This window comes from Mycobacterium conspicuum (genome assembly GCF_010730195.1).
GTDB classification, from domain to species: Bacteria; Actinomycetota; Actinomycetes; order Mycobacteriales; family Mycobacteriaceae; genus Mycobacterium; species Mycobacterium conspicuum.
Map to the genome: position 1 here is coordinate 1,345,532 of NZ_AP022613.1, position 26,285 is coordinate 1,371,816.

Annotated in this window: 23 protein-coding genes; 10 read left to right on the plus strand and 13 right to left on the minus strand. The window is 65.9% G+C overall.

The window, feature by feature from the left end:
• Nucleotides 1-29: 29 nt before the first annotated feature.
• The 4 genes from G6N66_RS06490 (at nt 30) to G6N66_RS29985 (ending at nt 3,233) form a co-directional block, all read left to right on the plus strand.
• The gene (locus tag G6N66_RS06490; RefSeq protein WP_071509975.1) at nt 30-1,085 is read left to right on the plus strand and encodes a phosphotransferase; all 1,056 of its coding nucleotides are present in this window, start codon (nt 30-32) and stop codon (nt 1,083-1,085) included.
• Between the two features lie 47 nt (nt 1,086-1,132).
• Complete coding sequence (locus G6N66_RS06495) at nt 1,133-1,867, plus strand: SDR family NAD(P)-dependent oxidoreductase (RefSeq protein WP_158084895.1); 735 nt, start codon at nt 1,133-1,135, stop codon at nt 1,865-1,867.
• A 15-nt stretch (nt 1,868-1,882) separates the two neighbouring features.
• Nucleotides 1,883-3,013, plus strand: a complete 1,131-nt coding sequence (locus tag G6N66_RS06500; RefSeq protein ID WP_062906587.1) for a hypothetical protein — start codon at nt 1,883-1,885, stop codon at nt 3,011-3,013.
• Between the two features lie 85 nt (nt 3,014-3,098).
• Nucleotides 3,099-3,233: a DUF1330 domain-containing protein gene (locus G6N66_RS29985; RefSeq protein WP_256250778.1), complete on the plus strand. Its 135-nt coding sequence runs from the start codon at nt 3,099-3,101 to the stop codon at nt 3,231-3,233.
• A gap of 149 nt (nt 3,234-3,382) precedes the next feature.
• Here the strand turns inward: G6N66_RS29985 and G6N66_RS06505 are convergent, their stop codons facing one another.
• Nucleotides 3,383-4,552, minus strand: coding sequence for an aromatic ring-hydroxylating dioxygenase subunit alpha (locus tag G6N66_RS06505; RefSeq protein ID WP_232079218.1), 1,170 nt, complete (start codon nt 4,550-4,552; stop codon nt 3,383-3,385).
• 181 nt (nt 4,553-4,733) lie between these two features.
• Between G6N66_RS06505 and G6N66_RS06510 the strand changes: the two genes are divergently transcribed.
• Nucleotides 4,734-5,009, plus strand: coding sequence for a cytochrome C oxidase subunit IV family protein (locus tag G6N66_RS06510; RefSeq protein WP_062906455.1), 276 nt, complete (start codon nt 4,734-4,736; stop codon nt 5,007-5,009).
• A 270-nt stretch (nt 5,010-5,279) separates the two neighbouring features.
• On the opposite strand, the gene G6N66_RS06515 is transcribed toward G6N66_RS06510, so the two are convergent.
• From G6N66_RS06515 to G6N66_RS06525, 3 genes are all read right to left on the minus strand, one after another.
• Complete coding sequence (locus tag G6N66_RS06515) at nt 5,280-6,179, minus strand: hypothetical protein (RefSeq protein WP_139825135.1); 900 nt, start codon at nt 6,177-6,179, stop codon at nt 5,280-5,282.
• A 284-nt stretch (nt 6,180-6,463) separates the two neighbouring features.
• Nucleotides 6,464-7,315, minus strand: a complete 852-nt coding sequence (locus G6N66_RS06520) for a nucleotidyl transferase AbiEii/AbiGii toxin family protein (RefSeq protein WP_179961644.1) — start codon at nt 7,313-7,315, stop codon at nt 6,464-6,466.
• A complete protein-coding gene (locus tag G6N66_RS06525) occupies nt 7,312-7,878 on the minus strand; it encodes a type IV toxin-antitoxin system AbiEi family antitoxin domain-containing protein (protein ID WP_232065685.1) in 567 nt (188 codons plus the stop codon). Before G6N66_RS06525 ends, G6N66_RS06520 begins: the two co-directional genes overlap by 4 nt.
• A 97-nt stretch (nt 7,879-7,975) precedes the next feature.
• On the opposite strand from G6N66_RS06525, the gene G6N66_RS06530 reads away from it, so the two are divergent.
• The 3 genes from G6N66_RS06530 to G6N66_RS06540 all read left to right on the plus strand — a co-directional run bounded on the left by G6N66_RS06530 (nt 7,976) and on the right by G6N66_RS06540 (nt 10,716).
• Nucleotides 7,976-8,143, plus strand: a complete 168-nt coding sequence (locus tag G6N66_RS06530; protein ID WP_155726932.1) for a hypothetical protein — start codon at nt 7,976-7,978, stop codon at nt 8,141-8,143.
• A gap of 210 nt (nt 8,144-8,353) precedes the next feature.
• Complete coding sequence (locus tag G6N66_RS06535; protein WP_169721512.1) at nt 8,354-10,051, plus strand: sensor histidine kinase; 1,698 nt, start codon at nt 8,354-8,356, stop codon at nt 10,049-10,051.
• Nucleotides 10,033-10,716, plus strand: a complete 684-nt coding sequence (locus G6N66_RS06540; RefSeq protein ID WP_085232308.1) for a response regulator — start codon at nt 10,033-10,035, stop codon at nt 10,714-10,716. The genes G6N66_RS06535 and G6N66_RS06540 overlap by 19 nt, the downstream gene beginning before the upstream one ends.
• A gap of 18 nt (nt 10,717-10,734) precedes the next feature.
• On the opposite strand, the gene G6N66_RS06545 is transcribed toward G6N66_RS06540, so the two are convergent.
• From G6N66_RS06545 to G6N66_RS06585, 9 genes are all read right to left on the minus strand, one after another.
• Entirely contained in the window at nt 10,735-13,677 is a 2,943-nt protein-coding gene (locus G6N66_RS06545; RefSeq protein ID WP_232079219.1) for an MMPL/RND family transporter, read from the minus strand.
• Between the two features lie 45 nt (nt 13,678-13,722).
• Nucleotides 13,723-15,150 carry a hypothetical protein gene (locus tag G6N66_RS06550; RefSeq protein WP_232079220.1) on the minus strand — a complete coding sequence of 476 codons (1,428 nt, stop codon included), beginning with the start codon at nt 15,148-15,150 and terminating at the stop codon, nt 13,723-13,725.
• Complete coding sequence (locus G6N66_RS06555) at nt 15,147-16,493, minus strand: condensation domain-containing protein (protein WP_085232306.1); 1,347 nt, start codon at nt 16,491-16,493, stop codon at nt 15,147-15,149. Before G6N66_RS06555 ends, G6N66_RS06550 begins: the two co-directional genes overlap by 4 nt.
• A gap of 30 nt (nt 16,494-16,523) precedes the next feature.
• Nucleotides 16,524-17,909: a WS/DGAT/MGAT family O-acyltransferase gene (locus G6N66_RS06560; RefSeq protein WP_085232305.1), complete on the minus strand. Its 1,386-nt coding sequence runs from the start codon at nt 17,907-17,909 to the stop codon at nt 16,524-16,526.
• Nucleotides 17,910-18,023: 114 nt separating this feature from the next.
• A complete protein-coding gene (locus tag G6N66_RS06565; protein WP_085232304.1) occupies nt 18,024-19,415 on the minus strand; it encodes a hypothetical protein in 1,392 nt (463 codons plus the stop codon).
• A complete protein-coding gene (locus G6N66_RS06570; RefSeq protein ID WP_085232303.1) occupies nt 19,412-20,896 on the minus strand; it encodes a condensation domain-containing protein in 1,485 nt (494 codons plus the stop codon). The genes G6N66_RS06565 and G6N66_RS06570 overlap by 4 nt, the downstream gene beginning before the upstream one ends.
• Nucleotides 20,897-21,051: 155 nt before the next feature.
• On the minus strand, nt 21,052-22,122 hold the full coding sequence (locus G6N66_RS06575; protein WP_232079221.1) for an alpha/beta fold hydrolase: 1,071 nt from the start codon (nt 22,120-22,122) through the stop codon (nt 21,052-21,054).
• A 246-nt stretch (nt 22,123-22,368) separates the two neighbouring features.
• The gene (locus tag G6N66_RS06580) at nt 22,369-23,151 is read right to left on the minus strand and encodes a carboxymuconolactone decarboxylase family protein (RefSeq protein ID WP_085232301.1); all 783 of its coding nucleotides are present in this window, start codon (nt 23,149-23,151) and stop codon (nt 22,369-22,371) included.
• The gene (locus tag G6N66_RS06585) at nt 23,151-23,918 is read right to left on the minus strand and encodes an SDR family oxidoreductase (protein WP_211280526.1); all 768 of its coding nucleotides are present in this window, start codon (nt 23,916-23,918) and stop codon (nt 23,151-23,153) included. Before G6N66_RS06585 ends, G6N66_RS06580 begins: the two co-directional genes overlap by 1 nt.
• Before the next feature lie 86 nt (nt 23,919-24,004).
• Between G6N66_RS06585 and G6N66_RS06590 the strand changes: the two genes are divergently transcribed.
• Nucleotides 24,005-25,480, plus strand: a complete 1,476-nt coding sequence (locus G6N66_RS06590) for an aldehyde dehydrogenase family protein (RefSeq protein WP_085232299.1) — start codon at nt 24,005-24,007, stop codon at nt 25,478-25,480.
• Entirely contained in the window at nt 25,477-26,280 is an 804-nt protein-coding gene (locus G6N66_RS06595; RefSeq protein ID WP_085232298.1) for an SDR family NAD(P)-dependent oxidoreductase, read from the plus strand. The genes G6N66_RS06590 and G6N66_RS06595 overlap by 4 nt, the downstream gene beginning before the upstream one ends.
• Nucleotides 26,281-26,285 lie beyond the last annotated feature (5 nt).

Genomic DNA, 26,285 nt, shown 5'->3' on the forward strand with positions numbered 1-26,285 from the left:
GACACGAAGGCGTTGGAGCTGGATAGCTGATGGAAGCTGCGGCACTAGAGTCGGTGGACGATGTCAACCCGGAGTGGATGACAGCTGTCCTCGCGCAGAACGGCATCGTGACCACCGTCTGCCGCGTGATCACGGAGCCGGTCGGCAACGGGCAGATGGGTTCGTGTTATCGGCTGTTCATTGCGTATGACGCCGGTGATGGTCCGGACCGGCTGATCGTGAAGCTGCCGGCCACCGATCCGGCAAGCCGCGCCGCCGGCCAGCTCGGCTACCGGTGCGAGACGACGTTTTACCGTGAGGTCGCCAATCGGGTGCATCTCGACACTCCTCGGTGCTTCTTCGCCGGGATGAACGAGCGCGGCGACGGATTCACGCTCGTGCTGGAGGACCTCTCACCCGCCGAGGCCGGCGACCAGATCGCCGGTTGCTCTCTGGATCAGGCTCGTGCGGCCGCGGTCAACGTCGCCGGATTGCACGCGCCGACATGGAACGACCCGGCGGTTCGTGAACTCGACTGGCTCATACCAGATCTCGGGGCGTACCCAGAAATGGCTGCCGCGTTCCTGGTGGACGCCACCGCGCAGTTTCTGGACCGTTATGAGGTAACCCCGGACACCGCGGCCACGCTGCGCGGCTTCGCTGATCGGTTCGTGGAGTGGGCAACTCGGCGGCCCGAGCCGTTCGCCATGCTGCACAGTGACTACCGGCTGGATAATCTGCTCTTCGCGCGATCCGATGCGCCCCGCCCGGTGGTCGCGGTCGATTGGCAGGTCGTCACCGTCGGGTGCCCGCTGCGCGATGTCGCCTTCCTGGTTGGCACTGGTCTGTCGACGGAAAGCCGTCGTGTCGGCGAGAAGGGGATCGTCGAGGCTTACCACCATCGCCTCGTGGCGCTCGGAGTCGACGGCTACGGCGCCGAACAGTGTTGGGAGGACTACCGCTACGGGTTGTTCCAAGGCCCGCTCATCACCGTGTTGGGCGCATCCGTCGCCCAGCCCACCGAACGGGGCGACCGGATGTTCCCCATCATGGCCGAGCGGGCGTCGGCGGCGATCCGTGATCTAGACGCGATGTCTCTGCTGTGACGGCGTCCCGGATTAGCATTGAGCGCTACCGGGGCCGGGTCGCGATCGTGACCGGAGGGACCACCGGAATCGGGCGCGGTATCGTGGAACGCCTTGCCGGCGAAGGGGCCTCGATCGTCACCTGTGCACGTCATGCGCCAGAGTTGCCATTGCCCGACGGGGCGACGTTTGTCGCTGCGGATATCACCGACGAGGGGTCGGTTGCCGGCGTCATCGATGCGGCCGTGGACCGCCATGGGCGGCTTGATGTGGTCGTCGCCAACGCGGGCGGCGCCAACATCGGGCCCTGGCCCGACGAACCCTTCGAGCAATGGCGGGAGTTGGTCGACATCAACCTGCACGGCACGATGCTCACGTGTCGGGCGGCGTGGCCCCATCTGGTGTCGACACAGGGAAACATCGTTGTCATCTCGTCGCTTTCGGCGTGGATGGGCGTCGGCGCGCACGAGATGGAACGGATGGGTGGCTTTCAGCCCTCTGCTGCCTACCAGGCGAGCAAGGCCGGGATCGAGGGACTCGCAAAGCATCTCGCGGGCCGCGGCGGCGAGCATGGGCTGCGCGTCAACGTGGTGCGCCCAGGCCGCATCCTGACCGACAAGTGGCAGAGTTTCCTCGGCGAGGACCGCCTGTTTTGGTCCCACTATCAAGACATCCAGTTACTCAAGCGCCACGGCCGCGCGGAGGACGTCGCAGCCGCCGTGGCGTTCCTGGCTTCCGACGAAGCAGCTTTCATCACCGCCGCAGTCCTCGACGTCGACGGCGGCGCAGTCGCCAAACTCTAACCACCTGGAGGAACCTTGCTAAGCCCGTTCGACGACTTCCCAATCCACCCCTCAGCGGATCCGATCGCCCACCCCGCCACGGGCGATATCAACCACTACGACCGGTACTGGTTCAACGGGCATCAACGCGACGGAGCGTTCTACTTCGGTGCGGCAATGGGTCATTACCCGGTGCGGGGCGTGATCGACGCCGCATTCAGCATCGTGCGCGACGGGGTGGAGCACTCGGTCTTCGCCTCCGGCGCGATGCCGACCGACCGATCCACCACCGTCGGGCCGATCCGCGTCGACGTGGTCGAACCGATGCGCACCATCCGTTACGTCGTCGAGCCCAATGATCACGGCATCGCGTGCGACCTGGTTTTCCGCGCGACGACCGTCGCCGTCGAGGAACCCCGCCAGCAACGACGCACGCCCGAGGGAATCCTGCTCACCGACCACACTCGTCTAACCCAGTGGGGCACCTGGCAAGGCACCGTCACCGTCGACGGCGACGAGCTGCAGATCGATCCCGTCGAGGTTTCGGGCACGCGGGATCGCTCGTGGGGCGTGCGCCCGATTGGTGAGCAGGTGCAGGTCATCCGACAGCCCATGCCGTTCCAGGTGTTCTGGCTTTGGGCACCACTGCATTTCGGCGACCGCTTCACTCATCTGGCCGTGCACGAGCACGAAGACGGCAGACGGTGGCTTGAGACCGCGCTGGTCATCGATCCCATCCCCGACGGCGCAACCGCGTGGAGTACGGCCGGTGTCCGCGAATGTCATGACATCCGTTACGAACTCGAATGGGAGCCGGGACGCCGAGAAATCAAACGCGCGCGGTTGTGGTTCGATCACCCCGACGAGGGCGAAGTCCTCATCGAGGTCGAAAAGAAGTTCACCTTCCGCATGCGCGGCATCGGCTATTGGCATCCCCACTGGGGTCACGGAACCATCCACGGCCCGCTCGAGACCGGGCGCGAGTCAATCAGACTGGACGACTTCGATCCCACCGACTTCGCCTCAATCCACCTCCAAAACCTCGTAACCGCAACGATGGGTGACCGCCGCGGCGTCGGCGTCGTCGAACAGATCGCCATCGGGCCACACGAACCGAGCGGGTTGACCGGCCTGCTGGACGGACATCGAGTTGCCAAACCGTCATAGGAACGATTCGCGCACCGCGCCGGTGCGCTACGGCGGGTCTTCGCCGTTGTATGTCATTGGGAGCGGCCAACGCCCGTGGTGGGACATGATCGTCGTCGTTGAGTATCCAACCCCAGAAGCTTTCTTGAGCATGGTCACCAGCGAGGAGTATCGGGTCGCGCACGTGCACCGCGCAGCGGCGCTCGATCGCGCCGAGTTGATTGCGACGTCACCCTTTTGATGCAGCGATGAAATGGAATCATGCGCCGGCTGGCCATGCGCCGCTTACATGCCCACTCATGAATGATCGGGCAGGCTGCGTCGTGCGCGAATTCGGCCGGGTGAAGTCATCACCTGATCGACTTGGCGCGGTCGAGTGCTGAATAATGGTCAACTAGCCGTGACAGAGCGGAGAGGGCTCAGTGCGTCACTCCTGGTATTCGGCGCGAGACCGGGTCGTATTGCGGAGCGGCCCGCTTCTTTAGCCAACATCACGCCCACGATGCGTCGAGCGCGCAGGGCAGCCGCGTCCGCCTGGAATTCGACGCCGCCCCGCCACCTGTCATAGCCGGAGTGGCTGGACGCCATCTCGAGTATGGAAGTGTTGCGTTCGGCAACCTCGGACAGGAACGACCGCAGACGGGTGGTCACCTCATCGCGATCGGTCCGATAGTTGCGGGACGCCTGCATGAACACGTGAGTTGATGCTTCCGTCTCGGGCGTGATGCCGTGGGTTCGGGTCGTGGTGTATCCGTCGCCGTTCGCGGTTGCAATCTCCCAATATTGGCGGTGCATCGCCGGAGAGACGAAGGTGCCGCTCTCGCTACGCTTGTATAGGAGGCCGCGGTCCAGCCCGGTGGAATCGGCCTCCCAGTCGGTGAGCTGGGCCTCCGGCAGGAGCCGAGTATAAGACACGGTGGTTTCCGTAACTTCGACATCGTTGAATGCCGGCATGCTCTCGACCTCCGGGGGCACATCACGCCTATGAAGGATGGGCGCGTAGCTGAAGTCCAGGTAATGCTCGTGGACCATCATGTAATTGGCGCTTACTTGCCAGGCACTGGCGAACGTTGTCCACGCCGGGTCGTTGATCCACAAGGTGTGTGGTGGTTCGCTGCCGGCGGCAGCGGCCGGCGGTCCCAGCCAGATCCAGACGAAAGGTGGTTGCTCGAGGACAGGGAACACACGCACCCTCATCCCAGTCGGGACTTGGGGCTGAGACGGGATGTGCACGCACCTGCCGTCGGCGTCGTAGGTACACCCGTGGTAACCGCAGACCAGTCGGTCTCCGTCGACGCTACTGTGCGACAGCGGAAACGCTCTGTGCGCGCAACGGTTTACGAATGCGGTGACCCGCCCACTGGCCCCGCGCCACAGCACGACCTCCTCGCCGAGCAGGCGCCGGCCCAACGGCGATTCAGCGATCTCGTCGCACGTGGCCGCAACGTACCAGCAATTCTTCGGGTAGTTGGTCTTCAAAGTCTTCACAGGTCGGTCGAGTACTTCGAGAAGTTCGCCGAAGGCATCAGACCGGCCAGCAACGACTTCTACATACTTCACCCTGACCGGGATCCATCTCCTACATGTTGTTTCCGGCACTAGCCTGCTGGATCCGCTCCCGGCGCGGCGCCTACAGCAGCCTTCAACGCGTGGTGCCGGAATGCGTTGCCTCCTACTGGCACCTGGTGGACCTGTTGTGGATCGTTATCTTTCCCCTCCTGTACCTACAGAAGGCAATCTAATGTCCGCACGGCGCGAACGGGTCACCATGGTGTGGCTGGGCTTGATGGTGTTGACCTGCGTGACGACATGGGGGCTGTCGAAGGATTTGTTCGTCCCCGCCGTCGCGGTGGTCGGGATTTTCCTGATCGCCGCGGTGAAAGTGAGCTACGTGGTGCTGGACTTCATGGAGCTACGTAACGCGCCAATACCGGTACGTGTCGCCTTCCAGGCTTGGCCGATTGTGGTGGCGGTGGTGATCCTGGGCTTCTGGTTCGCCACTCCAGCCATCATATGAGGCAACGTCCCGCGTTTCGCATAATGTGTTCGAAGCCGCCGTTTACGTCATCTTTTATTCATCGATAATGACCGAGAATCGACCGGAATCGTTGAGGTTTGGTCGGTTCCCACGGGTACCCAAGTGCCTTGTCGCACAAGAATTTACCGGTCTTTTCGAGCAGTCAACGAGAACCCTGAATCGCGAATCCGTTGGTCGCGGGTTGGAGCCCGGCCCACCCCGCGAATTATTTCCGCAGCTAGGTTCCGCTGCGACGTAAAGCGTAGTGATCTACTCAAGCCAGATGTGTTGTCCGACCGGCAGTTTCCCGGCGAGCCGGTCGGCCTTGTTCTGAGGTCGCAGCGCGTAAGTTATTCCTAAGTGGTGTAGCGGATAATCCCACGTGAAGTTGATGCGCTTTTCCAAGCCCTCCAGCTCCCAACTGATAAACGCCGGCCGTTGCAGCGATCCGTGTAGGTGATTGCCAGGGTTGTCCCACCCCGGCATCCCGCGTCCCGGGTTGAATAGCGTCAGGCCGAAGCTGACATGGGCCAGGTCGACTATCCCGCCCCCAATCCATGTTTTGTCCTTGTGGACAAAAGGCGCAACACCCCACCAGTGGCTGTTGACTACGTCTATGGGTTGGAACGGGCAAGCCCGAACGTCTTTGCTTCTCGTTTCGCCTGGCACTGTCAAACCCCACGTTGACGGCCAGGCCGCACGATCCAGCAACAAATCAATAGACTCTGACGGAAACGTGACAGTGTTGTCCTGCTGTACGTCAAAGTGTCCTGTCACAGCGTGATTCAGGAACAGCTTCAACACCCACCGCTGCATATCGTCGCCAGAGATAGTGACTTCCTCGGCGTCACCCCACTCGCCAGCCCCGGCATCGTACTGAAGAGCGATGCGGCGCAGAAACGTTGCGAACGCCAGCGCAGCGTCATCCGCCGGATGCAGCGCTGTGTTGTGCTTCTGGCACAGAATGTTCGCCTTGAAGTTCTTCGGCCGGATCGGGTGGCCAACGCCTTTGCCGGTCTTGTGCTGGATCGTGAAGCCGGGATCGTTCTTTCCGTACAACTTGATCAATCCGTGCGAAACGTAGTGCTCGCCGGAAATCTTTGTGGAGCATCCGCCCCGTGTTTTTGCGTAGCACTTCGGGTGTCGGTAGTCGTCGGCTTCCTCTGGCATTCCTCATCGCTTTCGCCCGTGCTGCTTGGGCCATCCAACAGCGTATCAAGCACTTGTTCGACCCTGACTCGTCGATGAATTCGTTCCCGTGGAGGCCTCGCGGCGTCCGGTTCGTCCCGGTTCGCGGCTGATGGACACGGGTGCCGGCAGCGTTCGCCGTCACGGCGCCAAGGTCAGTCTGGAACCGGTCTAGCGGCAGTTACCTGGCTGCGGCGCATCCGACTCGACCTGCGAAGTGATGCTCGGCAGGCGCCTCTGACTGGGATGATCACTATTGCCTCAGTCTATTCGGGGCCGTGGGCAAAGACGGAATCGAGGCAGGAGGCGACCAGGGTGATCTGGTCATCGAGGTTCTCCTCGCAGGCGGATTCGAGGTGTTCCTTGCGGCGCCATGCGGCCCATTTCGCTTGTCCGACCTCGCCGTAACCGGCCAGATGCGGAGCGACGGGTTCGAGGGTAACGGCGCGGTGACGCGCGACGGCCCGTGCCGAGCGGAGCAGTTCATCGGGGTCGATGCCGTGGCGGTCGAGCTGGACGATGTCGACGTAATCACGCCAACGGGTACTGGTGATGCCGCGTTCGAGGATGGTGACGCCCTTCTCGGCGATGGTGGTCTCGGGCGCGTAACCGAGCAGCGTGATCGGGTCGCCGAGGATCCGGTCGATGGTCACCTGGCGGGGAGGCGGAACGATAGGATCTCCGGTGGATACATCCCAGGCCGCGGCGCCCTTCCACGGTCCGATCGATACGGCGACCCGTACGCGCAGGCCCGGGTAGTCGGTCTGCTCGCGGATCTCCTGCACGCCAATCATGTCGAGGTCGAACACCACACCGTCATCGACGTCGGTCGCGGCGATGTCACGGACCACCTGGGCGAGATGCTCGGCGGTGACGTCAGCCTGGATGGCGTTGGAGTCGGCATCCTTCGTCGGGCGCCGTGCCCCGTAGGCGGCGAGCAGAACCCCGCCCTTGAGGACGAAGTCGCCGGCATGGGAGGTGCGGGTGAGTCGGTCCAGGAACGATTCGAGGGTGTGCCGAATCAGGTACTCGCGCGTCGGTGCGCCGGTCCCGCTGTTGGCCGCTGCGGAACGGGCGACAGACTGGATCCGGTGGAACACCGCGTCGCCGGCGCTCATCCCACCATGTCCAATGCTTGCAGGATCGGGGACTTCGCCCGCGGTAGGCGGGACGCGATCTCGATCAGCCGGGCCGGTTTGCCACCGCGGCGCAGCCATTCGCGCAGCGCGTCGCGCGCCAGTTCGTATCCGACCCCGCCACGGAGCCGGAACGCGTCGGCGATCGACCGCTCAGGCGAGTAGATCCCGATCGTCTGATCCGATCCCGGGATCGTGATCTCTTCGCGCCCCATCTCGAATGTGGCCCGGTCGAATTGATGCCATGCGATCGCACCCGTGCTCGCGGGTGTCCTCGACCCCCGTGGGATCGCGACGTCCAGCGCGACGGGGATTGCGTCGGTCAGGTCGTAATGGGCGAGCGCGGAGATCAGGCAGATCGTGGCATCCGGGCGGCGGGTCGCGGCCTCGAGCAGATCCCAGTCGGCAGCCGAGGCCTCCGCAGGCAGGTAGATACCGCGGGCGATGCGGTCCAAGCGACCAGCACGCGCGCCGCGGTAGAGTGCGCTGCGCGACAGGCCGGCCTGCGCCGCAGTGCTCGGCGTCAGGGCATCCACCAGCGCCACCTCCCTCCGGGAAAAAAATGAAACGGAACGTCTACAGGTAATCGTACCTGTAGACGTTCCGTGTCGCCGATGACCGGCGGCGAGTAAGGTGGCGGAGATGGCGCTGGGCTACCTCGCCGGCGAGATCGACAACGATTTGCAGGCCACCATAGCGGCGATCGCGATCACCCGCATCAACCTCGATTCAGGCCAGTGCGGGCCGAGTGTAGAACTAGGGGCCAAGAAACTGCGAACACGTGTCCGTCGCGTCCTAGCGATGTCCTAAGACACGCGACGACCCGCCGACACACGCTGGACGCATCAGCATGAGAATTGTTCATCTAGCTGCACAGATGGCCGCTCTGTAGACACAGCGGAACGGACCGGAACAATCGCTTTCACCCTGGCAGTGTGGGGGTCAGGGGTTCGAGTCCCCTTAGCTCCACCGGGGAAACACTTTCGCGCATTGTGCTCACCGGGCCGGTAGTGTCTTCGCATGCCCTTCAGGAGTCGCGTCGGCTTGCGACTCGCCAGCCAGGTGCTGGTGCTGCAGCTGATCATCGTGACAGCGACGGTGATCATCGCGTTTGGGCTGTTCGCCGCGTTCAATCGCCAACGTATCGACGCCCAAAACCACGTCCACGCGTTGGATATTGCTCGCGTAGTGGCCTCTGCCTCGGTGGTACTCAACAACATTTCCCGTTATAACGGGGCCCCATTGACCCCGACCCCCGCCCTGCGCGCCGAACTCGAGGCGAGCCCGATCCAGGGCATTGCGTCACGGGTGGAACGGCGCACGCAGGTGTCGTTCGTGGTCGTCGCCAACGCAAACGGCATCAAGCTCGCGGCCCCCGATCGCGACACGGTGGGTGCGCACGTCCATGCCGACATCACGCAGGCGCTGGCCGGGCACGAGATGACGTTCCATGAAGCCACCCCGTTCGGGCGGGCGATAGTCGCCGCAGTGCCGGTGCTGGAGCCCGGGTCCACTCGTGTGCTGGGGGTGGTCCTCGTCGGCATTTCCACCAAGGCGGTCGATGATCAGTTTTCGAAAAACCTGCGCGTGATGGGCAGCATGGCTGGTGTTCTGCTGCTGATCGGAGTCGCCGGCTCGGTGGTAATCGGCCGGCGCTGGCGAGGACTGACACTCGGTTTGCGGCCCACCGAGATCACCGAGCTGGTGCGCACTCAGGCGGCGGTGCTGCAGGGCATCGGCGAGGGCGTGCTGGCCGCCGATACATCGTGGCGGACCACGTTCGTCAACGACGAGGCGTGTCGCCTGCTCGAGATCGCAAACGAACCGGGACGGCAGGTCGACGAAATCGGGTTGACCCCAAGGGTGCTCGACGTGTTCAAGGCGGCCGACTCCACCCCCGCGCTGGCCACCGTGGGGGAGCGCATCGTTGTGGTTTCGGCGCGGCCGGTAGCGCGCGAAGGACGCCAGCTGGGAACGGTTTTGGTGGCGCGGGACCGAACCGATGTCGAATCCTTGACCCGCCAACTCGACGCGGTGCAAATGATGAGCACGGTGTTGCGCGCGCAGCGCCACGAGTTCGCCAACCGTCTGCACTTGCTTACCGGCCTGCTGCACGGCGGCCACGTCGAAGAGGGTTTGCAATACCTGGAAGAGCTGCTCGGGTCCGGTCCGCTCGGATCCGCGCTGCCCGGTATCGACGCCATCCGCGACACCTATCTGCAGGCCTTCCTGGCGGCCAAGGGCGCGGCGGCCCGCGAAGCGGGTGTGACGCTGCAGATCGGCGAAAACACTTGGGTGCCCGGCCGGCTCATATTGCCGGTCGACGTCACCACCGTCCTCGGTAACTTGGTCGACAATGCCGTCGACGCGGTTCGGATGAGCGACAGTGCCAGCAACGGAGCGACGAAAACGGTGGAAGTCGAGCTGCTGCAAGAGGGTACGACGTTGCACGTGACGGTCGCCGACAGCGGCGCCGGCGTCGCGCCGGAGTTCGTCGAGCATTTATTCACCGAGGGCAGGACGACAAAGCCTGACTCCGGCATCCCGGGCGGCCGGGGCATCGGGCTTGCGTTGTCACGCCAGATCAGCCGCGCGCTCGGCGGTGACCTCTGGCTGGCCAGCCCCGGCGATGCCGAGTCACGGCTGCCGGGCGCGGAATTCATCGCCCGGCTGCCGGGCGTGATGGTAGAGGAGATGCAATGGGTGACGCAGACCTGACGGTGCTGGTGGTCGACGACGACTTCCGCGTCGCCAACCTGCACGCCGAGGTCGTCAAGACGCTTCCGGGCTTCACGGTGACCGCGACCGCGAACACGCTCGAGGCCGCGCGAAAGGCCAACGCCGTCGATCTCGCCCTGGTGGACGTCTACCTGCCCGACGGGTCGGGAATCGACTTCGTCCGCGAATTGCGTTCAGACAGCATGGTTTTGACGGCGGCAACCGAGGCGGCAACGATTCGCGCGGCCATGGCCGCCGGCGCGCTGAGTTATCTGGTCAAGCCGTTCGCGACGACCGAGCTCGCCGCCCGCCTGGCCGGCTACGCCCGCTACCGCAAAATCCTGGCCAACCCCGATCTCGGCCCCGGCGACGTGGATGCGGCACTGGATGCGCTGCGGCCCCGGATCGCCGCCCCCGCGCCCCCGACGATCGCGGCATCGTCCACCAAACAGCTTGTGCTGGACGCCTTGCGGGCATCGGAGCGGCCGATGTCGGCGGCCGAGGTCTCCGCGGCGATCGGGATATCGAGGGCAACCGCCCAGAGGTATCTGGCGGCACTGGCCACGTCTCAGCACGTCACCGTCGGGCTGCGGTACGGAACCACCGGTAGACCCGAGCAGGAGTTCGCAGCGGCACCCAAGCGGCCCGCCCGTCCCCCGCGATGACGGTGGCACCCATTCGGTCTAGCGTCTTGCCCCGGCGACCGACAACCGACGAACTCGTTGGCCCTGTCGAGCGTAGGTCCGCCGGCGGCGGGCCGCGAAGCGACGAATGTCGTTGGTGGCCAACCGATGAGAGCAGTCGTCAACGTCCTCGGTAGGGGCTTGGACCGTAATCGCGGCGACGGGCGGCACCACTTTGGTGGCACGGGCTCTCTTCGAGGGCCACCAGTTTGCCTTCCCGACCAGCGCAGCCATGGCCGGCACCGTGACGGTGCGCACCACGAAGGTGTCGATCAAAAGACCCATGCCGATGATGAACCCGGTTTGCGCCATGGTGGAAAGGTTGCCGAACAACAGGCCGAACATCGAGGCGGCGAAGATTATGCCGGCGGAGGTGATGACACCACCCGTCGAACGGACGGCACGGATGATGCCGGAGCGGATGCCGGAGCGTGACTCTTCACGAATTCGCGTGATTAACAGCAGGTTGTAGTCCGCGCCGACGGCGACCAGCACGATGAAGGCGGTCGCCTGCACGTTCCACGAGATCGCCTGATGCAGCACGAACTGGAAGAAAACGACTCCCACCCCCACCGCCGACAGGTATGAGATCACCACGGAGGCAATCAGATACAGCGGCGCGACGATCGCGCGCAGCAAGAGGACGAGAATGATGAAGACAACGAGAAGCGTCATGATGACGATCAGGCGGAAGTCGGCGTTGTAGTAACTGCGCAGCGTGCTGTACATCGCGGTCATGCCGACCAGCGAGATCGACGCATCCGAGAGCGAGGTGTTCGGCTGGGCACCGCGCGCCGTATTCAGGATCGATGCCACTTGATCCATTGCGGCCGTGCTGAACGGGTCGAATTTGGTTTCCACCAGGTAGCGCACCGAATGGCCGTCGGGTGAGATGAACATCTTCGCGGCGTTCTTGAAGTCGTCCGACGTCAGGACCTGAGGCGGGATGTACATGCCGCCCATGGAGGGTTGTGTCGCGTCGCGCTTCATCGACAGCAGCACCTCGGCCGCCTGGTTCATGCCCAGGCCCATCTGCTTGACCCGGTCGACGAGTGTCCGCACACCGTCGGCCAGCCGCCGGCTGCCGTCGGCCAGTTGGTCGGCGGCAGCCTGCATTTGCGCGATCTTCTGGTGCATGCCCGCGGTGCTATTGCCCGCCGCCCGCAAACCGTTGCTGGCCGTCGCCAGCAGTACGGTCAGGTTCTGCACTCCCGGGACGAGTGCTGGGGCCACACTGGTGGCGAGCGCCGCAACGGGTCCGTTCGCGAGTCCGCGCGCGTGGTCCAGCAGGTTGGCGGCGGCGGCGAGCGGCTGCTGCGCCTGGTTCAGGGATGCGGTGAGCTGGGTCATCGGCCCACTGGCGGCGCGGATTTGGTCGCGAACCTGGGCCAGGCTTGCTGCCAGCTGGTCGGCGCCATTGGTCAGCGCGTCGAGGTCACCGGTTCTCGCGCTGATCTGTGTCGAAGCGTCCTCGAGGTGGCTGCCGACCGCTCCGGCCTGAAAACTCAGCTTGGCCTGATCGAGTGGCTGACCGGTGGGCCGCGTGATACCGCGCACCGCGGCGATATTGGGCAGCTGAGACACGCGTTGCGCCATCTGATCCAGGTCGGCGAGCGCTCGCGATGTCCGCAGGTCCTGCGGTGAGCGGACGTAGATGTATTGCGGCATCAGCGCGCTCGTCGAAAAGTGATCCGCCATCGCCGAATAGCCGACGTTGCTCGGCGCGGACTGCGGTAATTGCAGGCGGTCGTTGAAAGTGGGGTGGAGAAAAGCCGCGCAGCCGGCCAGCGCGATCAACAGCGACAGGCTGATCAGCAGATGCGCCTTGGGCCGCCGAACCAGCTGCACCGCGGACCGCCGCCACAGGCGCCCGGTGAGCGCCGACCGTGGCGCCACCCATCCGCGTCGGCCGGCGAGCACCAGGACGGCGGGCAGCAGCGTGACCGCCGCCAGGAAAGCGATAGTGATCGAAATGGCCAGCGCCGGACCGATACTGGTGAAGGCGGGTAGGCGAGTGAACACCATGCCAAGAAAGGTGACGGCCACGGTGGCGGCCGACGCCGCGATCACCTCGCCGATCGAGCTCACTGCTCGTCGCACCGCCAGGTCGGAGTCGACGCCGGACCGGATGTACTCGTGATAGCGGCTGATCAAAAAGACCGCATAGTCGGTGCCGGCGCCCACGATCATGGCCGTCATCAGCACGATGGTCAGCGAGGACACCCCGAGCCCGACCTGAACCAGCCCAGACACCACACCCTGAGCCGACGTCACCGAAATTCCGATGGTGATCAACGGCACCACCACGGTGACCACTCGCCGATAGATCACCAGCAGGATGATCAGCACCAGCACCGCGGTAACCATCTCGATAGTGTGCGCATCGCGGGTGCTGACGATCGTCATGTCGCCGGCCAGGGCGCCCTCTCCCGTCACCTGCACGGTGAGCGGGGAGCCGGCAATAAAGCGTTTGGCGATTTCTGTGATGCGCTGGTAGGCCCGCGTCGACTCGGGGGATCCGGCACGCGCCCGCAGGCTCACCGCCAGGTAGAACGCCTTGTTGTCCGCGCTCACCAGCAGCGGCCGCAACGCGGGTGTGGTGACGACATCCTGCACGCCGGTCACCTCGTCGGTCTCGCCGCGCAACCTGGCCGCCAGGTTGCGATAGGCGTCCTCATCGCCGGGCTGTAGACCCCGGTTGTCGGTCAGCACGACGATCAGGATGTTCTGTGCGGATTCACCGAAATCCTTGGCCATTTGCTCGGCCGCCGCCATGGCTTGGGGCGGAAACGGCTGTAGCGGCTTGCTTTCGACCACCTTCGTCAGCGGGGGGAACGCCACGGCCAACACGGCCACCACGGCGATCCAGGCGCCGATCACCAACCACGGCGCGCGCACGACGAAGCGACCCAGCACCGAAAACACACCGGCGGACTTGAACATGGTGAAACCCCTCATTGTGCGGGCCGCGAACGACTTTCGATTCCGTCACAGGGAACTTATGGCGACGCCCGTGCCCACGTCTCGCTTGTCGGCGATAGTCGAACTAAGCGACGATTGCATGGTTTTGCGCGTTGTGCTCAAGCCGGCGCCGGCGAGCGAGAAATCGCTCAGCGCGCCGGCAAGGAGTCGGTGCAAGTCGCCATCGGAGTTGGTGCCGTCCGGCTGATACCCGGCGACCGACAGGAATACCTGTCGGTGCACTCTTCCCGAGAGCACCGCCATCATTCCGCCCGTGCGATGCATGAGCGCCTTGGTCATGCCGGGCAGGGATGACCTTATGGTGAAGCCGGCAGCCGCGGTGCCGTCTGGCCGGCAGGCGGCCGGGTCGACCTCACCGAGGTTGGACGCGACGACGCCGGTGGCGCTGCCGGCCGCGACGCCGGCCATGCGCTTGAGCAGCCACCGCGGCAGCAGCGGAACCAGCGGCAACAGGACCCAGCGCTCGTCGGGGTTCTCGTCACGGCGCACTATGGCTTGCTTTGTCGCAGCACGGATTCCGCGCAAGTCGGTCGTCACGAGCGCGGGGTCGACGGTGAAGTCGACATTTGAAACGGCGTTGGCGCGGGTGTCGCCGGGTGTGCGCTCGTTGACGGGCATTCCCACCGTGATCGAGCCGTCAGGGGCGACGCGTCCCGCGCGCTGGGCGAGCCGGGCCGCGACGGCCGCGAGGAGGCTGTTGCTTGTGCCGCCCAGGGAGGCCGCGCGGGCGTCCCACTCGTCGGCGTCGACAACGATCGTTGCCGTCGGGACCGTGATGGGCTCGTCGGCTGCGGCGAGCGGCCCGGGCGCCCTATTAGGTTGCGGAACGGTCGATCCCGCGTGGCCGGCGAGGCCGCGGCGGGCGATTCGTGCCGCGGCGACGACGGCGCGGCCGATAGCGGGGACATCGCGCACGGTCTGGCGGGCGTCCTCCCGAATTGCGCGCCATCGCGGCCGGGATCCGGCGGCGGGCCAGGTGATCGGGTCATGGCGGCCGGCAGCGGCGTCCGCCAACGCCGCGCACAGCCCGACCCCGTCGGTGAGGCTGTGCGAGATGAGCAGGCTCACCCCGGCGCCGCCGTCGGTGAACGGCAGCGCCGCGAGGTGCCATTCCGGGCCGTGTTCGGCGTCCAGGTCGGTGGTGGCCTGCTCGAGCAGCCAGGCGTCGAATTCTGCGCGCGGCCGTGGCGTCTCGACGATCTCCAGCTCGCTCCGACCTCCGGCCGAGACCCAGCGATAGCGGCCGAACGGCAACGGTGAGCGTTCGATGCGGCGGGATAGCCGCCCGTTCTGCAGGTGGTGGTGGAACCGGCGTAGACCGTCGATGTCGATCGCGCGGTCATACACCCAGACGCACTGCAGCAGGCCGGTGGCGCCGGTGACTCGCTCGCCGGTGAAGAAGGCCTGATCGAACAGGCCGAGTACGTTGCTCATTTCCCGAGGTCCTTACCTGTCAGTTGTCGGGTGGGCCAGCCGATGGTGGCGGGCAGTGAAAAGTCGTCCATGACGCTCGAAAGGGTCTGGCGCAGCTCGTCTTTCGAGGTGATACTTTCTGGCTGATACGCCAGGACCGAGACGAAGACCCGGCCGTTCACTTCTGCCGAGATCAACGCCATCATTCCGTTGCTGAGCTGCACGGTCGCCTTGGTCACGCCCGGGCAAACGGACAACAACGAGATGTAGTCGGCGTCGGTTCCGTCCGGGCGGTTGACGATCGAGGGTGCCGCACCGAGTTGGGATGAGGCGACGCTGGTCGTACTGGGGGTGTACACGTTGACCCAGCGCCTGACGAGGCGCTTGGGCAACAGGGGAACGAGGGGCAGTAGCGCCATCCGCTCGTCGGGGGTCTGTTGCCGGCGGATCAGCGCTCGCTTTGTCGCGGAACGGATTTCACGCAGGTCGGTGGTAGCCCGGGTGGCATCGACCGTGACGTCGACATTCGTGACCGCGTTGGCGCGGGTGTCGTCGGCGGTGCGCTGGTTGACGGGCACGCCCAATGTGACCGAGCCGTCCGCGGTGACCCGCCCCGCTCGCTCGGCGAGCCGGGCGGCCACTCCCGCGAGCAGCGAGTTGCTGGTCCCGCCCAGGGCTTCGGCGCGAGAGGCCCATTCGTCGGCGTCGACGAAGATCGTTGCCGTGGGCAGCGTGATGATTTCGTCGGCTCCGGCGCACGGCGTCGGGGGCTTCGCATCGGCGGGGCCTTGGCGGGCCGATCGCGCCGCGGCGATCAGGGCTCGGCGGATCTCCCGCATGTCGCGAACGGTTTGACGCGCGTCCTCGCGCAGGGCCCGCCACTGCGGGCGTGAGCCGGCGGCGGGCACGTCGATTGCGCTGTCGTAGCCGGAAGCCGCTTCCATGATCGCCAGGCACCCGCCCATGCCGTCGGTGACGGTGTGTGAGACGACCAGGCTCACCCCCGCGCCGCCGTCGGTGAAGGGCAGCATGGCGAGATGCCAGGGGGACCCCTGCTCGACATCCAGCGGCCTGTTGGCCTGTTCGTTCAACCACGCGTCGAATTCTTCACGCGGCCGGGGGGTTTCGACGATCTCGAGCTCGGATTGGCCGCTTGAGACCCAGCGATGCCGGCCGAATGGCAGCGGTGAGCGTTCGATGCGGCGGGACAACCGGCCCCGCTGAAGATGGTGGTGAAACCGGCGCAGTCCGTCGATGTCGATCGCGCGGTTGTAAATCCAGACGACCTGACCCCGGCTGGTGGCGCCGGTCGCCCGCTCGAAGTCGAAGACGGCCTGGTCGACCAGATCAAGCACGTTGCTCATTTCTCCTGCGTTCCTTTGCTTCTCAGGTGCCTAAGCTGTCAGGGCAGACAGCTCGAATGAATTCGCTTGGTTGGCAATCGCATCCGAATCCGGCCAGCCGATGGTGGCGGAAAGCGAAAAGTCGTTCAGGGCGCTCGAAAGGTGCCGGCGCAGCTCGGCGGTCGAGTTGACCTGACCCGGCTGATACGAAAGGACCGAGACGAACAACTGTCGGTCCACTCGCCCCGATAGCAGCACCAGCAACCCGCCCACCTGCTGCATGATCGCCTCGGTCACACCTTGGCCCAGGGACCTCATGACGAAGCGGTCGGCGGCGGTGCCGTCCGGCCGGCAGGCGGCCGGGTCGACCGCGCCGAGGTTGGACGAGACAACGCTGGTGGGGCTGCTCGCGGAAACGCTGACCACCCGCCTGACCAGCCACTGCGGCAACAGAGGAACGAGGGGCAGCAGCTGGAACCGCTCGTTTTGCACCTCCCCGGAGCGGATCAGCGCCTGCTTGATTGCCGCCCGGATGCCGCGCAGGTCGGCCGTGGCCGGTGCGGGGTCCACGGTGAAATCGACATTGGTGACGGCGTTGGCGCGGGTGTCGCCGGCCGCGCGCTCGTTCACGGGCAATGTCAGGTCGACCGACCCGTCCGCAGTGAGTCGCCCCATGCGGTGCGCGAGGTGGGCCGCCAGTCCCGCGAGCAGGCCGTTGCTGGTGCCGCCGAGCGAGGCCGCGCGGGCGTCCCACTCGTCGGCGTCGATGAAGATCGTCGCCTTCGGCAGCGCGATGGGTCGCCCCGCACCGGCGGACGGGGCTGGCGCCGGGGCCGCCGGCGCCGCGTCGGCGCGGTGACGCCGGGCAAAGCGTGCCGCCGCGACGACCGCGCGCCCGATACCCGGGATGTCACGCGCGGTTTGGCGCGCGTCCTCGCCCAGGGCCCGCCACCGCGGGCGTGACCCGGCGGCCGGCCAGGTGATTGCGTCATGACGGCCGCGGGCCGCGTCCGCCAACGCCTGGCACAGCCCGACGCCGTCGGTGAGGCAGTGCGAGATGACCAAGCTGACCCCGGCGCCGCCCTCGGTGAACGGCAGCACCGCGAGGTGCCATTCGGGGCCGTGCTCGGCATCCAGCGCCGTGTCGGCCTGCTCGCCCAGCCAGGCCTCGAATTCGGCGCGCGGCCGGGGCGTCTCGACGATTTCGAGCTTGGACTTGCCGCTGGCCGCGACCCAGCGATGGCGGCCGAACGGCAACGGTGACGGTTCGATGCGGCGGGACAACCGCCCGTTCTGCAGGTGGTGATGGAACCGGCGCAGACCGTCGATGTCGACCGCGCGGTCGTACATCCAGATGCACTGCAGCAGATTGGTGGTTCCGGTCGCTCGCTCACCGATGAAGAAGCTCTGGTCGTACAGGTCGAGGACGTTGGTCATTTCGATGAGTTCCTTCGTGAGTGCCGAACAGCGCGTACTGAACAGCGAATGTTGCGGTTATGCAGTCAAATTGAACGTACGGTGCCGCACGTGCCGCTGTCGCGCTTGTACGCGTTAGTCGGCGATAGCGCCGATAACCGCGGTTTTGCGCGTTGTGCTCAACGGTTCGGGGCATTCCCAACCCATGGCGGCGCTCAGTGCGAAGTCACTCAGCACACACGAAAGATCTTGCCGCAGAGCGTCATTGGAGTATGGGCGATCCGGATCGAACGCAACCACCGACACGAAGACCCGCCCGTGCGCCCTTCCGGAGAGCAACGACAGCAGGCCGCCGAGCTGGTGCAGCATCGCCGCGGTCATGCCCGAGCGCAGCGACCTCATGACGAAGTGGTCCGCGTCGGTGCCGTCTGGTCGATTGACGGCCGGATTGACGGTGCCAACGTTGGAGCTGCCCACGCTGGCCGCGCTGTTGGTGGCCACGCCAACCCACCGCCGGCGGAGCCGCTCGGGCACCAGCGGCACCAGGGGCAGCAGTGTCCACCGCTCGTCGGGCTCCTCCTGAGAGCGGATCAGGGCATGCTTGATTGCGGCCCGGATCTGGCGGAGGTCGGTCGCGGCGGACGCGGGGTCGACCGTGATGTCGACATTCGTGATGGCGTTGGCGCGGGTGTCGCCGGCCGTGCGCTCACTGATCGGCATCGTCAAGGTGGCCGAGCCGTCCGCGCCAACTCGTCCCATGCGCTGGGCGAGGCGCGCCGACAATGCCGCGAGCAGCGTGTTGCTGGTGCCGCCCAACGACTGTGCACAGGCGTCCCACTCGTCGGCGTCGACGAAGATCGTTGCGGTGGTGCACGTGACCGGTTCGTCGGCCCCGCACAGCGGTGGCGTGGGAAGCGGGGAAGTGGTGGATCCGTCGCCGCCGCGGTTACGCCGGACAAAGCCGGCCGCGGAAACGACGGCGCGACCGATACCAGGCAAATCGAGCACGGTTTGGCGGGCGTCGTCGCGCAGTGCCTGCCACCACCGGCGGGACCGGGCGGCGGGCCAGTTCATCGCGTTGTCGGACCCGGCAGCCGCGTCCGCCAATGCCTCGCAGAGGCCGACGGCGTCGGTGAGGCAATGCGAGGCGACCATGCTCACCCCGGCGCCGCCGTCGGTGAACGGCAGCACCGCGAGGTGCCACCCCGGTCCGTACTCGGCATCCACGGGGGTGTCGGCCTGATCGCCCAGCCAGGCGTCGAATTCTTCGCGCGGCCGCGGCGTCGTGACGACCTCCAGGTCTGGCTGCTGGCCGGGCGAGACCCAGCGATACCGGGCGAACGGCAGGGGCGAGCGTTCGATGCGGCGGGATAGCCGGCCCCGCTGCAGATGCTGATGGAACCGGCGCAGTCCGTCGAGGTCGACTCCGCGGTCGTACACCCAGGCGCACTGAATCACGCTGGTGGTTCCGGCCGCTCGCTCTAGGCTGAAGATGGTGTGGTCGACCAGGTTCAGTACGGTGCTCACTTGCTGGCTCCTTCCAAGTTCCGGGCCGTCGTGCCGGCGACGGGTCCGCCGTGGCCCGAATTCGCATGTTCCGCAACGATGTCCACCCAGTCCGAGGTGCTCTTGAGGGCGTACGCGAACGCCTGGATCAGGGCCGCGAGATAGCGGTGCACCGACTTGCGGGCTTGTGCGTTGTCGGGGAAGGAGATCGTCGCCGTGGTCTTGTCTTTCTGACGGTTGATCCACAGGTTGATTCCGCCGTGCGAAAGGTTGTCGGCGTAGGTGCCGAAGTTGGCCTGCTCGAACAAATCGGCGGCGGGAATCTTGCGAAAGTCCATGAAGGACACCATCATTGCGCGTGCCGAGGGCGGCGTGATCCCAGACAGCTGCGGACCCGCCAGCTCGAGCGCCCGCTCCACCGGCACCCCGGCAAGCCGCTTGGCGTCGTCGAATGAGCGCTGGGCCGCCCGGGCCGCCTCGGCGAACGTGGCAGTGCAGATCGGCACGGTGATCGGCACCAGGTTGGCGAACCAGCCCACGGTCAGCGAGTCGATGCCCGGCGACCGGGTGTCGTAGCAGGTGAAGCCGTGATAGGTTGCGGCGCCGGTGAACTCGTGGTCGGCCATGGCCGCGCAGGCCAGCACGCCGCCGCTGAACCGGGCACCCGCCGCGCGGCAGGCGGCCTCGAATGCCTCCGTCTCGGCGGGGCCCAGCAAGTCGACGGTCAGGAAGTCGCCCCTGTTGGTGACCCCGGCATCCTCGACCGGAAGCGGGAAGGTCGGCCACTCGCCCCGCGTGTCCTGTGCGAACTCGATCCAGTCCTGAACCCCCGGGGAGGATGCGGTGAGGCTGGCCACCTGCTGGTGCTGGCGCGAGGCGTAGCTGCGGTAGCTCGCGACCCCCGGGACGGTGGTGGCTGCATCCCCGGTCTCTGACAGGTGCTGATACATCAGGTGAATGTCGAAGAAGATCAGGCCGGCGGACATGCCGTCGATGTGCAGGTGGTCGACGCTGGCATAGAAGGTGAAAGAGTCGGCGTGCTGGACGATGCCGAAGGTGAAGCAATCCCACCGAAGCGTCTCCGGCGTCGTGGTCAACGCGTGCGTGCGAATTTGTTCGGTGGTCATGTGCCCAAATTCCACGGCAGCGAAATCGATGACTTGGGGGTCGTCAATTGTCCGGCGGACAAAGGCGCCGTCTTCGAATTGGAACCAATCGTGGTAGGCGTCGTTACGACGGACATGCGCGTTGATTGCCGCCGTCATCGCGGCGACGTCGCAGAGGCCGGGGATCTCCCAGGCGACGATCATCAACCGGGGCAACTGGATGCCGTTGGTTTCGGCGTCGCGGGCGGCCCGCAGGTGCCGGATCCGCTGGTAACTCGGCGCCAGATCGCTTCGCCGCCCGTTCGCGGCCGCCCGGCGCGCCGCGGGGGAGGCCATCCACGTGATAACTGGACCGTCGGCCGGATGCCATCCGTTGATGCTGCCCAGTGCGACCATTGTCTTAATCCTTTTCCGTGTCGTGCGGCGTTTTCGGTTATTTGCTGAAACAGAAGTTACGGTTCACCGACACCAATGTCGCTGTTGTGGGCGATAGTCGAGATAAGCGACGATTGCCGAATTTTGTGCATTGTGCTCACCGCACACCGGTCGGTTCAGACGGCCGTAAGCGTTCGTCGCGAAGCTGCCGCGCGTGCCGAAGTCCGGCGCATACCCATCACGCGTTCGATGGCGGTGCCGACGCAGTGCGATTCCTCTTGAAGAAGCATGTGCCCGGCGGCGGGCCGGTGCAGATGGGTGGCGCCCGGGATGCCCGCGACCAGGTCGCGCGCGTGCTCGGCCGGTGTCGCGACGTCCGCTCCGCCGCTGACCACGATCGCGTTTGCGGAAATGGACGCGAGCGAGTGGTACTGGTCGTACTGCTTCAGGCTGGGAAGGAAGCCGACCGCTGTCGTCAATGAGATCGTGTGCATGTCAGGCGTTGTGACTGTGGCGGTGTGGCTTCGCTCGGCGCCCGCGAATTTATTGAGGCCTTCCCAGACCGGGCGCACCAGCCCATTGAGCGCGCGGTCCGTGGCGCGTCGGGGCATGTGGTGGACGAAACCGAACACCATCTCCGTGGCGCGGGTGGCGAGCAAGCGGCCGAGCCCTCGCTCGACGAGCCGGCCGGCCGCGGTGGCGACCAGGACCAGGCCTTGCGGGTCCACCGGACGATCGACGGCGGGACGGGCCAGGTATGCCAGCGCCGTCATTCCGCCCATCGAATGTCCGGCCAGGGTGAGCGGCCCCTTGACGTTCAGGATCGTCAGGACCTCGGCGAGGTCCCCAGCGAGCCGGTCGATCCGGTAGGTGTGCATGTCGGCGCGGCTCGACCGGCCGTGACCGCGGTGGTCGTAGGTGATGATTCGGATGCTGTTGCCCCATCGCTGACGCAGCTGACGGACTTGGGGCGCCCAGCTGGCCTGCGTCAGGCAAAGGCCGTGCAACAGAACGACGGTGTGATCGCGAGCACCGGCGGAGCCGTAGTCGCGGACCGCCAGGCGCACGCCGTCGCTCGTGATGACCGTCCGCTCGACATACAACTCGGGCCGCGCGCCTGACCGCCGCCGGGATGCCGCCGGGTCGGCGAGTGCGTCGCCAGACGCGAAGGTTGCTGTAGTCAGTTCGGGCTGAGCGAACACGGTGGACTCCTTGCCGGTGTCGATGTCGAGGGGGGGTCCCGACACCTCGTGGTGCTCGAAGCTACGGATTGGTAGCGGCCCTGACGCGCTTGTGCGCAATAGCCACGCAAGCAGCGATTTTGAGGTTTTGCGCATTGTGCTCTGCGGGGTGCGTGCGAGACTGGCCGCCCGGACGGTCAGATCGACACGATCGCGCCCGTGCCGGCGCAGCGCCGAGCACGCCGCATAGCGCCGGTCGGAATGCCGCGAATGTTATTGCCGTACAAGGCTGGTGCCTATCCGGGGCTGCGGCTAACTACCCGTGGCAACCTCAACCAGCAGATCATCGAGGCGTCGCGCGAGATTCCATCCCAGGTAGACGGCAAAGTGGACCACGAGCTCCTCGAGCTCGGTGCGGGTCAGGTCCCCGAGGGTGAGCGCGGCCCGGAGGTGCTCGGTCACCTCCTCATCGACCGTGTCTGATGCCGCGCTGCAGATGCTAATGATGCGTCGGTCGCGCCGGGTGAGGTACTGCTGCCGGGTCCAGACCTCGCCGTACAGGTAGTCGAGACGGGCGCGGCCCTGAAATGCCGTGGATGCGAATCGCGGTGCGGCGCCGTGGATTTGCTCGTAGGCCGCGATGCCGCGTTCCCGCCGCACACCATCGTCGGCGGGCTCCGCCCAGAGCTCGAAGTCGTGCGGCTTCAGCTCCTCGCCGGATTCTTGAAAGATCTTGTAAATGTTCATCATTCCGTACATCTGCAACACCGACGCCTTGGGCCAGCCGGCCTGCGTTCCGAAGTGCAGCACGAACTCGTCGAACTCCGAATAGGTGATGTCCCCGCTCTTGAGCGCCGCGTAGACGTGGGTCTCGATCGGGGTGATCGCACCGGCCGCGCCGACGCAGGTAAGCGTGATCCAGCGCCGGTCTCGCGGCGTGAGGACGCCCCGGCGCCACATTTCGCCGAACACGTAGCCGATCACTCCGGACTCGATGTAGGCCCCGGCCGGGTCCGGGCTCGCGGTCTGCATGATGTGTTCGTACTCGGCTCTAGCGACCGCGCGCCGCTCGTCGCGAGTTGTCCACTCGGCCATCAGAGCCTCATGATCCAGCCGCCGTCGACGGAAATCGTCTGGCCGTTAATCCATTCGCCCGCAGGCGAACACAGCAGCAGCATCGTCCCGACCAAGTCCGCGGGCGGACCTTGGGTCTTGCCCGGGATCTGCGCGCCGAGGAAATCCCGCACCGGCGAGTCCTTGGGCAGGCTCACGTAGGCGCTGTCGTTGTCGACCAGTCCGGGCGCGATCCCGTTGACGTTGATACCCCGATGGCCGAGTTCGGTGGCGAGGTTGCAGGTCAAGCCATGCAGAGCGTATTTCGACACCCCATAGATCCCGCCGGGCATGAACGCGCCCGCCGACAGGCCGTTCACGATGCGACCACCGCCGCGCTCGGTCATGGACGCGATGACCGCCTGGGTGCACAGCAAGGGGCCGCGCAGGTTCACGTTGAGGACCCGGTCCCAATCCGCTACCGGCATGTTGGACAGCCCATACGGCGGGAGGTCGGTCATGATGGCCGCGTTGTTGATCAGGATGTCGATCCCACCGAACGCGTCGATCGTCGCCGAGGCCATCTGGGCGGCGGATTCGGCGGAGGTGACGTCCAGATGCACGGCAAGGGCGTGAAAGCCCCTGCCCCGCAGGTCATCCGCGGTGCGCTGCGCTGCCTGAAGGTTGATGTCGGCGATCACCACCGAAGCGCCGACGTCGCACAGCGCCTGCGCGTAGATCTCCCCGATGCCGCCGGCGCCGCCGGTCACCACGGCGACCTTGCCGGTGAGGTCAAAGAGTTGCTTCACATCCATTCGAGCATTAGGCCCACACTTGACCTTTGAAGTCAAGTGCCTTACTAATAAGTAATTCGTCTTAACCGGAGGACTGGCCGATGACCGCTGTGGTGAGCGACTTGCGCGTGCCGATCGTGCACCTGCACATCGGCGGCGAGGCACGAACGAGCGGTTCCGGTGGCGTGCATCAGCACGTGTATCCCGCGACCGGCGAAGTCCAGGGGCCGGTGCCGTTGGCCGGTCCGGACGACGTCGACGCGGCCGTGCGGGCCGCGCACGCGGCGTACCCGCAGTGGCGCGCCCTACGGCCGGCGGAGCGGGCGCGTGTCCTTCGCCGGCTCGGTGAGCTGATGGAACGCGACACTGCCGAGATCGCCCGATTGTCGGTGCTGGACAACGGGATGTCGGCCGCCATGAGCCAGCCGCTCGTCGGCATCATGGCGAATTGGACGTCCTACTATGCCGGTTGGGCCGACAAGGTCGAGGGACGTGTCACCTCGTTCCCCGCGAATCAGCGGGAGCTTGCCTATTCGATGCCCGAGCCCTACGGCGTCGTCGGGATCATCCTCACCTGGAACGGTCCGGTGGTCTCGGTTGGCATGAAGCTGATCCCGGCGCTGGCGGCCGGAAACACGGTCGTGATGAAACCGTCGGAGCTGACCCCATATGCAACCGAGCATCTGATGGGTCTGGTGAAGGAAGCGGGGATCCCCGACGGCGTCGTGAATCTGGTGCTGGGCGGGCCGCAGACCGGTGACGCACTGGTACGCCACCCCTTGGTGCAAAAGGTCAGCTTCACCGGCGGTCCGGCGACGGCGCGAAAGATCCTGGCCGCGTGCGCCGAGTCCCTCAAGCCCGCCGTGCTTGAACTCGGCGGCAAGTCCGCCAACGTTCTCTTCCCCGATGCCGACCTGGACACGGCGGTCGCCGTCAACACCTTCAGCGTCCTGGGCACGCTTGCCGGGCAGGGCTGCGCCATCCCGTCACGCATGATCGTGCACAACGACATCTACGACGACGTCGTCGAGCGCGTCCTGGCGATCGTCGGCGGCATGCACTGCGGCGACCCGTTTGACCCGGCGTCGGTGATCAGCCCGGTGGTGACCCGCGAAGCGCAACAACGGATCCTGGCGATGATCGAACGAGCGCAGGCCGACGGTGCGAAGCTGCTGACCGGGGGGCGCGCCCCCAGCCACCTGACGAACGGCTTCTTCGTGGAACCGACCGTGCTGGGCGATGTGGACCCGAACTCCGAGCTCGGTCAGATCGAGGTGTTCGGACCGGTGTTGTCGCTCATGCGATTTCAGACCGAAGAGCAGGCGATCGAGATGGCGAACTCGACCGACTACGGGCTCGCCTCCTATGTCTACACCAAGGACATCGACCGCATCCAGCGGATGGTCAGCGCGCTGCAAGCCGGCGGCGTGTACGTGAACGGGGCCACCCCGGTCACCGGCTGCGAGCTCGCGTTCGGCGGCATCGGCATCTCCGGCTACGGCCGCGAGGGCGGCGAGGAAGGGCTGTTTGAATTTTTGCGCACGAAAGCGGTGGGTATAGGGGGGAATTGGGCGTGAGCAAGCCGCTCAATCTCAACGGCGCGGTCGCGGTGCTCACCGGCGCGGGCAGCGGCATCGGCCGGGCGACCGCGGAACAGTTCGCGCAACGTGGTGCCTCCGTCGTCGTGAGTGACCTATCGGAAGCCCGGGTCGGCGAGGTTGTCGAGCACATCACCGCGCTGGGCCGCCCGGCGCTCGGGCTCACCGTCGACGTCACCGTCGAGGCGGATCTGGAAAGGCTCAGAGACGTTGCGCTGCAACACTTTGGGCGGATCGACCTGGTGATGAACAACGTGGGCGTGCTCGCGATCGGCGCCCCCGAAGCGTTGCCCGACGAAGCCTGGGCCCGCACCATCGACGTCAACCTGTTCAGCATCGCCCGCAGCAACCGGGTGTTCCTGCCCGGGTTGATCGCCCAGGGCAGCGGCCACGTCGTCAACACGGCCTCCGCCTCCGGGCTGCTGGGCTACGGGTTTGATCGGCTGCCCTACGTCGCTTCCAAGCATGCGATCGTCGGGCTTTCCGAGGCGCTGGCCACCTATCTCGGTCCGAAGGGCGTTGGGGTAACCTGCCTTTGCCCGTCCGGGGTGATCACCAACATCCTCGAGGGGATAACCGTTTACGGTGACGCGGCGGTAACGCCGCGGGCCCCGGCGTACCCGATCGTGGCTGCGGAAGAGGTCGGGAAGCTGACTGCCGATGCGGTCGAGGCCGGGCGATTTCTCGTGGTGACCGCGCCCGAGGTGCAGGAGGCGGTGCTGCAGCGCGCCAGGGACATCGAGGCGTACATCCAGGCCAGCATCGAGGCGCAAGGGTGAGCGGT

What these genes read in the sequence shown, in the direction of transcription:
- G6N66_RS06580 (WP_085232301.1), bottom strand. Translation starts at nt 23,151, where the DNA reads ATGGCCGAGTGGACAACTCGCGACGAGCGGCGCGCGGTCGCTAGAGCC.
- G6N66_RS06510 (WP_062906455.1), top strand. Translation starts at nt 4,734, where the DNA reads ATGTCCGCACGGCGCGAACGGGTCACCATGGTGTGGCTGGGCTTGATG.
- G6N66_RS06520 (WP_179961644.1), bottom strand. Translation starts at nt 7,315, where the DNA reads ATGAGCGCCGGCGACGCGGTGTTCCACCGGATCCAGTCTGTCGCCCGT.
- G6N66_RS06490 (WP_071509975.1), top strand. Translation starts at nt 30, where the DNA reads ATGGAAGCTGCGGCACTAGAGTCGGTGGACGATGTCAACCCGGAGTGG.
- G6N66_RS06550 (WP_232079220.1), bottom strand. Translation starts at nt 15,150, where the DNA reads ATGAGCAACGTACTCGGCCTGTTCGATCAGGCCTTCTTCACCGGCGAG.
- G6N66_RS29985 (WP_256250778.1), top strand. Translation starts at nt 3,099, where the DNA reads ATGATCGTCGTCGTTGAGTATCCAACCCCAGAAGCTTTCTTGAGCATG.
- G6N66_RS06545 (WP_232079219.1), bottom strand. Translation starts at nt 13,677, where the DNA reads ATGTTCAAGTCCGCCGGTGTGTTTTCGGTGCTGGGTCGCTTCGTCGTG.
- G6N66_RS06530 (WP_155726932.1), top strand. Translation starts at nt 7,976, where the DNA reads ATGGCGCTGGGCTACCTCGCCGGCGAGATCGACAACGATTTGCAGGCC.
- G6N66_RS06590 (WP_085232299.1), top strand. Translation starts at nt 24,005, where the DNA reads ATGACCGCTGTGGTGAGCGACTTGCGCGTGCCGATCGTGCACCTGCAC.
- G6N66_RS06515 (WP_139825135.1), bottom strand. Translation starts at nt 6,179, where the DNA reads ATGCCAGAGGAAGCCGACGACTACCGACACCCGAAGTGCTACGCAAAA.
- G6N66_RS06560 (WP_085232305.1), bottom strand. Translation starts at nt 17,909, where the DNA reads ATGACCAACGTCCTCGACCTGTACGACCAGAGCTTCTTCATCGGTGAG.
- G6N66_RS06535 (WP_169721512.1), top strand. Translation starts at nt 8,354, where the DNA reads ATGCCCTTCAGGAGTCGCGTCGGCTTGCGACTCGCCAGCCAGGTGCTG.
- G6N66_RS06540 (WP_085232308.1), top strand. Translation starts at nt 10,033, where the DNA reads ATGGGTGACGCAGACCTGACGGTGCTGGTGGTCGACGACGACTTCCGC.
- G6N66_RS06570 (WP_085232303.1), bottom strand. Translation starts at nt 20,896, where the DNA reads ATGGTCGCACTGGGCAGCATCAACGGATGGCATCCGGCCGACGGTCCA.
- G6N66_RS06555 (WP_085232306.1), bottom strand. Translation starts at nt 16,493, where the DNA reads ATGAGCAACGTGCTTGATCTGGTCGACCAGGCCGTCTTCGACTTCGAG.